This is a genomic window from Mycobacterium sp. (genome assembly GCF_035603715.1).
Lineage (GTDB): Bacteria > Actinomycetota > Actinomycetes > Mycobacteriales > Mycobacteriaceae > Mycobacterium.
The window spans coordinates 1-6,648 of the sequence record NZ_DATNJW010000538.1; the positions used below are offsets into that span (position 1 = coordinate 1).

At 62.5% G+C, this 6,648-nt stretch carries 7 protein-coding genes; 4 read left to right on the forward strand and 3 right to left on the reverse strand.

The window, feature by feature from the left end; genetic code table 11:
• Together VN856_RS22310 and VN856_RS22315 are read left to right on the forward strand one after the other, a co-directional pair.
• Window positions 1–727 (forward strand): exonuclease domain-containing protein (locus tag VN856_RS22310; protein WP_325693061.1); only part of this gene is annotated, 727 nt, incomplete at its 5' end.
• 143 nt (window positions 728–870) lie between these two features.
• Window positions 871–1,416, forward strand: coding sequence for a hypothetical protein (locus tag VN856_RS22315; protein WP_325693063.1), 546 nt, complete (start codon window positions 871–873; stop codon window positions 1,414–1,416).
• A 4-nt stretch (window positions 1,417–1,420) separates the two neighbouring features.
• On the opposite strand, the gene leuA is transcribed toward VN856_RS22315, so the two are convergent.
• Together leuA and VN856_RS22325 are read right to left on the reverse strand one after the other, a co-directional pair.
• Entirely contained in the window at window positions 1,421–3,301 is a 1,881-nt protein-coding gene (leuA, locus tag VN856_RS22320; protein ID WP_414687022.1) for a 2-isopropylmalate synthase, read from the reverse strand.
• Window positions 3,302–3,422: 121 nt separating this feature from the next.
• Window positions 3,423–3,800 (reverse strand): hypothetical protein, encoded by a 378-nt coding sequence (locus tag VN856_RS22325; protein WP_325693068.1) that lies wholly within the window; start codon window positions 3,798–3,800, stop codon window positions 3,423–3,425.
• Window positions 3,801–3,882: 82 nt separating this feature from the next.
• Between VN856_RS22325 and VN856_RS22330 the strand changes: the two genes are divergently transcribed.
• The gene (locus VN856_RS22330; protein WP_325693070.1) at window positions 3,883–4,113 is read left to right on the forward strand and encodes a hypothetical protein; all 231 of its coding nucleotides are present in this window, start codon (window positions 3,883–3,885) and stop codon (window positions 4,111–4,113) included.
• Window positions 4,114–4,193: 80 nt separating this feature from the next.
• On the opposite strand, the gene VN856_RS22335 is transcribed toward VN856_RS22330, so the two are convergent.
• Window positions 4,194–4,760 (reverse strand): hypothetical protein, encoded by a 567-nt coding sequence (locus VN856_RS22335; protein WP_325693073.1) that lies wholly within the window; start codon window positions 4,758–4,760, stop codon window positions 4,194–4,196.
• 449 nt (window positions 4,761–5,209) lie between these two features.
• Between VN856_RS22335 and VN856_RS22340 the strand changes: the two genes are divergently transcribed.
• Window positions 5,210–6,648: CotH kinase family protein (locus tag VN856_RS22340; RefSeq protein WP_325693076.1), on the forward strand; the 1,439-nt coding region annotated here is incomplete at its 3' end.

Sequence of the window (6,648 nt, forward strand, 5' to 3'; positions counted from 1 at the left end):
CGAGCTCGTGCGCGGGCGCACGCTGGTCGCGCACAACGTTGCCTTCGACTACGGCTTCCTGACCGCGGAGGCCGAGCTGGCCGGTGTCGCGCTGCCGATCGACAGCGTCATGTGCACGGTGGAGCTGGCCCGCCGGCTGGAACTGGGCACCGACAACCTGCGGTTGGAGACTTTGGCGGCGCACTGGGGTGTGACGCAGCGGCGGGCGCACGACGCCTTCGACGACGCGGTCGTGCTGACCAATGTGCTGGCGGCCGCGCTGCAGCGGGCCCGCGAACGCGATGTCTGGCTGCCCGTGCGACCGGTCACCCGCCGGCATTGGCCCAGCGGCAAGGTCACTCACGACGAGCTGAGGCCGCTGAAGGTGCTGGCCTCCCGGATGCGCTGCCCGTACCTCAACCCGGGTCCTTACGTCGGCGGCGGACCGCTGGTGCAGGGTATGCGGGTCGCGCTGGCGGCCGAGGTCGAGCGGACTCATGAGGAGCTGGTCGAGCGGATTCTGCACGCCGGGCTGGCTTACGCCGACGCGGTCGACCGGGAGACTTCGCTGGTGGTCTGCAACGACCACCGTCCGGCGCGGGGCAACGGCCGCATGGCTCATGAGCTCGGCGTGCCGTTGGTGTCCGACGCGAAGTTCATGAATCACGTCAGCGCGGTGGCAATCGGCACGGGCGTTGACGAGACCGTCGATCAGGCGCATGCGGGCGAGCAGTTCGCTCTTTTCTGATTATGTGGTGTGGACAATCACATCTAGCTAGCCGGGACATATCGCCAGGTAATCGGACGATCAGGCCAGAGTCTCGTTGATCCAACCCGGCGCGCCGTTTCTCACGCGGATGCTGGCTGTCCGGGTGCTGTAAGGATTGGTCTATGCCCACCGCCGCATCTCGCTCCGAGAGTCCGGTCAAGCGCTGTGTCGAGTTGTGTGTGGCGGTGGCTGTGGTCTTGTCGGCGGTGTGCGGGTGCTCCCACGGCTCGGATCCGAAGACGGCCGGCGTGCACGTTCCGGAGAACTTCTGCGGCCTGCTCAGTGCATCCGACATCAGTCGGGTAATGGGCAGCGCGTATCCGGAGGCCCAAGGCAGCCAGTCTCCGAGTGAAGCGCAATGCACGTCCATTCCGACCGCGGGCAATGACGTCAGCTACAAGCTGTACTGGAACAACGAGTACTGCATCGACGGGAAGCCGGTCGACAACCAGTGCCTCGAGTCGCAGTCCAAGGGGTTCGCCGTCAACAAGCAGTCGGCCGGTCAGGTCCAGAACGTCCCGGGCCTGGGTGATCAGGCGTTCTGCTTCGTGGCTCCGCCGGCGACGGTCGACGTGCTCAAGGGCTGGATCTATCTGATCGTGGGCGCCGGCAGCTGCGTGCAAGCCCAGACCCTGGCCGCGATGCTGCTGGCCAAGGTCTCGGCTTGACGCCTCAGGCGCGTGCGGCTCTGTTCACCGCCGACACCACGGCACGCAACGACGCCGTGGTGATCGACGGCGCGATACCGACACCCCATACCGTTTGACCGCCGATCGACGCCTCGACATACGCCGCGGCCTGCGCGTCCTCGCCGCCGCTCATCGCGTGCTCGGAGTAGTCCAGCACGGACACGTCGAAGTCGATGGTCGCCAGCGCGTCGACAAACGCGGCGAGCGGTCCGTTGCCTGAGCCGGTGATCTCGGTCTCGACGCCGTCGACCTTCACCGTCGCTGCGATCCTGGTGACGCCGTGGTCTTCTTCGGATGCGTCGACGCGCTGCTTCATCCGTTCCAGCGGCCGCACCGGCGCGATGTACTCATCGTTGAAGGCGTCCCACATCTCCTTCGAGGTGACCTCGCCGCCCTCTCCGTCGGTGATTTTCTGGATCACTCCGGAGAACTCGATCTGCAGCCGTCGCGGCAGCGCGAGGCCGTGGTCAGCCTTCATGATGTAGGCCACGCCGCCCTTGCCGGACTGCGAATTGACCCGGATCACGGCCTCGTAGGTGCGCCCGACGTCGCGCGGGTCGATCGGCAGATACGGCACCTGCCAGAGCATGTCGTCGACGTCGGAATCGGCGGCGTCCGCGGCGACCTTCATCGCGTCCAGGCCCTTGTTGATCGCGTCCTGGTGGCTGCCGGAGAATGCGGTGTACACCAGATCGCCACCGTAGGGGTGACGTTCGGGTACCGGCAGCTGGTTGCAGTACTCGACGGTGCGACGGATCTCGTCGATGTTGGAGAAGTCGATCTGCGGGTCGACGCCGCGGGAGAACTGGTTGAGTCCCAGCGTCACCAGGCAGACGTTCCCGGTCCGCTCGCCGTTGCCGAACAGGCAGCCCTCGATTCGGTCAGCTCCAGCCTGATAGCCCAATTCGGCTGCGGCGACCGCAGTTCCGCGGTCGTTGTGCGGGTGCAGGCTCAGGATGACGGAGTCGCGCCGGGCCAGGTTGCGGCTCATCCATTCGATCGAGTCGGCGTAGACGTTCGGTGTCGCCATCTCGACGGTGGCCGGAAGATTGAAGATGATCGGGTTGTCCGGAGTCGGCTGGATGATGTCGCCGACCGCGTCGCAGACCTGCTTGGCGTATTCGAGTTCGGTGCCGGTGTAGGACTCCGGCGAGTACTCGAAACGCCATTGCGTGCCAGGATATTTGGCGGCCTCCTCGACGCACTTGCGGGCACCGTCGGTCGCGATCGCCTGCACCGCGGCCCGGTCGGCTCGAAAAACAACGCGGCGCTGCAGGATTGACGTCGAGTTGTAGAAGTGCACGATCGCCCGGTGCACACCCTCGCAGGCCAGGAAGGTCCGTTCGATCAGCTCGGGGCGGCACTGGGTCAGCACTTGGATGGTCACGTCGTCGGGAATCGCGCCGTCGGTGATGATCTCGCGAACGAAGTCGAAGTCCGTCTGGCTGGCCGACGGGAAGCCGACCTCGATCTCCTTGTAGCCCATACGCACCAACAGGTCGAACATGCGGCGCTTGCGTGCCGGGCTCATCGGGTCGATCAGTGCCTGGTTGCCGTCACGCAGGTCCACCGCGCACCACAGCGGTGCTTTGTCGATGACGCGATCGGGCCAACTGCGGTCAGCCAGCCGGATCGGCTCGACCTCATCGGCGAAGGAACGGTAGCGGCTGACCGGCATCGACGATCCGCGTTGGGTGTTCCACGCGGGCTGGCCGTCACGGGGCGGTCCCGCCGGTTTATTGATGGTCCGACTGGAGGTGAATGCGTCGGGGGATTCGCCCGACGGTTTGGAGAAGCTAGTCACGGTGTTTGCTCCGGGGAATAAGGAGAGGCTGGTTGCCTCAAGATTCTTAGACCGGCGCATCGCGAACACCCGCGACAGGAAGCCGGTCTGGATCAGGCCCCGTCGCGGCGTCCGAGAAGGAGCACCCGCTGCACGCCCAGTACCTTACCGCGCTCGAGGCGTTACCCAAAACCTCCGGTGGCTACTTTGTCGCCGCGACAATGCGCACTGGGACGTCGATGTTCTCGTCGGTGTGGTAGCTCGCGCAGACGCGGTGGTAGCCGTCGGCGATCTGCATGGCCACCCCGGTACTGAGCTCACCGCGCACGACCAGGATGGGCGACAGGGGCTTGCCTTTCTTGATCTTCTTCAGATCAACCCGCACATGGGGGTCGTCCGTCGGCAGCAACGCCAGGCGTGATGCGCGCAGCAGATCCTTGGCCTTCTTGTACACGATCGGTGCGTTCTTCAGCGCCGCCACAATTTCGTTGATCTGCCCGGGCGTGGCGAGCAGCGCGAGATAATCGCCAGCCGCGGGATAGTCGCGATCGTCGGGTTCGTTTTTCCATCTGACGGGCATGGGGTCCTCCTGCAGTTGACGTGGGGCTGCTACGACGTTTTCCGTCTCTTCGTAATTCAGAGTGCGTTGACGATTTCTTGGAGTGCGCCAAACTGTGCAGCGCCGCGTCCGGGCACCATGTCGAGCAGCCGTGCTGGCCGGGCTGATCGTGGACTGGCTTGAGGTCGATGATCAACGTGACGAACCCGTTGGCGCCCAGGCATCGTGGCCCCCAGCGGTGCTCTTCCACCCCGATCACCCGTACACCGGCCAGCCGGTCCGGCCCGGCAGCAGCGATCAGGTCTGCGGTTTGCGCGCATCGCGATCGAGCTGACGGTATCCCAGGACACCCCGCGTTCGCCGGAGATCGCAGAGATCGGCTGCTGCGCGGTCAAATTAATCAAGGTTGCGATATCAAATATCCAGGTCGCCAGAAAGCAATGCTTGGTGAAATTCCTTGAAGCTATAGGTGCCATCTGGCAAAAGGTCAAAGACCCAGACCAGATCGAACCGCGCGTCGTCCCAGGTGCGCGTTTGAAGGATATTCCCTCCGGGGATGGCGGCCGCGATAGCGGGGATCAGCTCATGTTGCCAGGAAATCAGGGACGTACCGGGTTTTGTCAATGCATCCCGGCAGAGCTCGGCTTCCTGGCCTGCCAACCAATCCGCGTTAATGATGAGCTCCAGGCGTTTGGCTAATGGGGTCAGGGTTTGTTGGGGCCTGCGGCTGTTACTGCCGGCTTTGTCTGCTTTTTCAGGGTCGGATGCGTAGAGATGCTGAGGTACTGAAAGCCCGCGGGTTTGGGCAATTTCGGCAGAGCCGAACAAGAGGCTGATCGCCCCAGCGCGTTGCCAGCCGCGCACCGTCAGCGATTCTTCGCTTTTGACGCCGTCCGGCCTGACGCCGTGGTGTTTCCCTTTGCTATCGACATCAGGCTTTTCGGCATGGCGGATGATCATAATTCTTTGGGCTTTTGGCATATTTCTCCTCCAGTCGCGCCATGATTTCGGACCTCAGGCCGAAACACGCGGCGCCGCGGGGCAGAGCCGTTCACCCCTTACACCGACGGTGGGACTAGGGGCGCCGGCTCGCAACGTCGATCATCGATGCTCCACGCGCGAGTGTCAACGGCGAGTCGGCGCGCAGTGATCGACCGGGTTTGTGGCAGCCCGCCGACGCCACAGCAAACACCTTGGTGTTGCCCGACAGAGGGATTCGCATCCGAACCTTCGCCTGTTCCGTCCAGGCCGTATATGTACACACTCTATAGTCGTGGGAGCGGTTCGGCTCCGGCTGCGCCCACCGCCTGCCCATCCGAGCAGCCGACGCGAATCCGGTCCGCTCAGCGGACCGCGACCTTGCTGCTTCCGCCGCTATGGGGACGTAGTAAACACGATCACGTCGGATCACTCGCCGGGAAGGCAATGACATGACCACTGTCAAGCCTGAAACACAACAGGCACTTGATTCCCTTTATGCACTTGACAATGTTGTAACGATCAAGATTACGATGCCGCAAGCTGATTGGGATGCGGTGCGGAACGAGGAGCCCGCCGGTGGTAGGTGCAATTTTGACTGGAAAGGCGGCGACCGGTACACGTGGCGTGAGGCAACTTCGGTCGAGATATCTGGGACGAGCTTTCCCGCGCGGACCACGTTTACTCAGGTGGGCGTTAAAAAGAAATCGTTCTGCGGCTCAGTCAACAGCGACAAGCCGTGCCTGCACATTGACTTCGGCAAATTCAGCGACGCCAATGTCCCGGTGATCGGGGCCCTGATCGGGTCACGCTATGTGACGCTCAATAATTCGGTTCAGGATAATTCCTATATTCGGCAGCCGCTCGGCTACAAATTGCTCGGTATGGCCGGATTGCCCCATTCGCGTTGCAATTTTGCCCGATTGTTTGTGAATGGAGCGCCGGTTGGCCAAGGGGCGGCCGGCGTTAACAGTCCGGGTCTCTTTGTCAATGTCGAAGCGGTCATGAAGCCTTACATCAAGCGCAATTTCAATGGCAATATGAACGGCAATCTGTACGAAATTGCACACACGGATGATTTCGTCAGCGCGCGCTTGCCATTCATCGAGGCAGAGGACCTGTCCAAATTTGACAACAAGGCCGATTTGAAGTTCGCCGACGATCAGATCGCCGCGCATGGGGTGGCTGGGGCGAGCCAGATGCTGGATCTGGATGAGTTCATTAAAATCTATGCGATGGAGATTCTTCTGAAGAGCTGGGATGGTTATGCAAACAATACCAATAACACGTATATCTATAATGACGTGAATGCCGTCGCAGCACCTGGTGTGAACGACGTCAAATTCAAAATGATTCCGTGGGGTATTGACCAGATTTTGCAGCCCATTATGCCGGTAATTTTCAGAGTGGCCCCCAGTGGGTTGATCGCGAAACTCGTGCGCAACGACACCGCGCGTGGTGCGCAATTGATCGACCAGATTCGGAGTTATCGGGACACCGTGTTCAGCCGCGAGACCCAACAAACTGTGCTGAAACCAATGATCGATCAAATGGAGGCATTACTCGTAGGGTTTGGTGTGCCGAACGCGGTATCGGAGATTGCGGGAGTGCGGCAGCAATTACAGCTGACCGGATCGGGCGCCGGCGCGGTCACGGCCGTCGCCCGTACCCCCGAGCATCTGGATCTGTTCTGGGTGGGGCTGGACGGCTCGGTCGGCAGCAGCTGGTGGGACGCCGGCGCCAACAACGGCCGTTGGAACGCCGCGTTCGAGATCGCCCCCGCCGGATCGGCCGCCCAGGGCGCGGTCACGGCCGTTGCCCGTACCCCCGAGCATCTGGATGTGTTCTGGGTGGGGCTGGACGGCTCGGTCGGCAGCAGCTGGTGGGACGC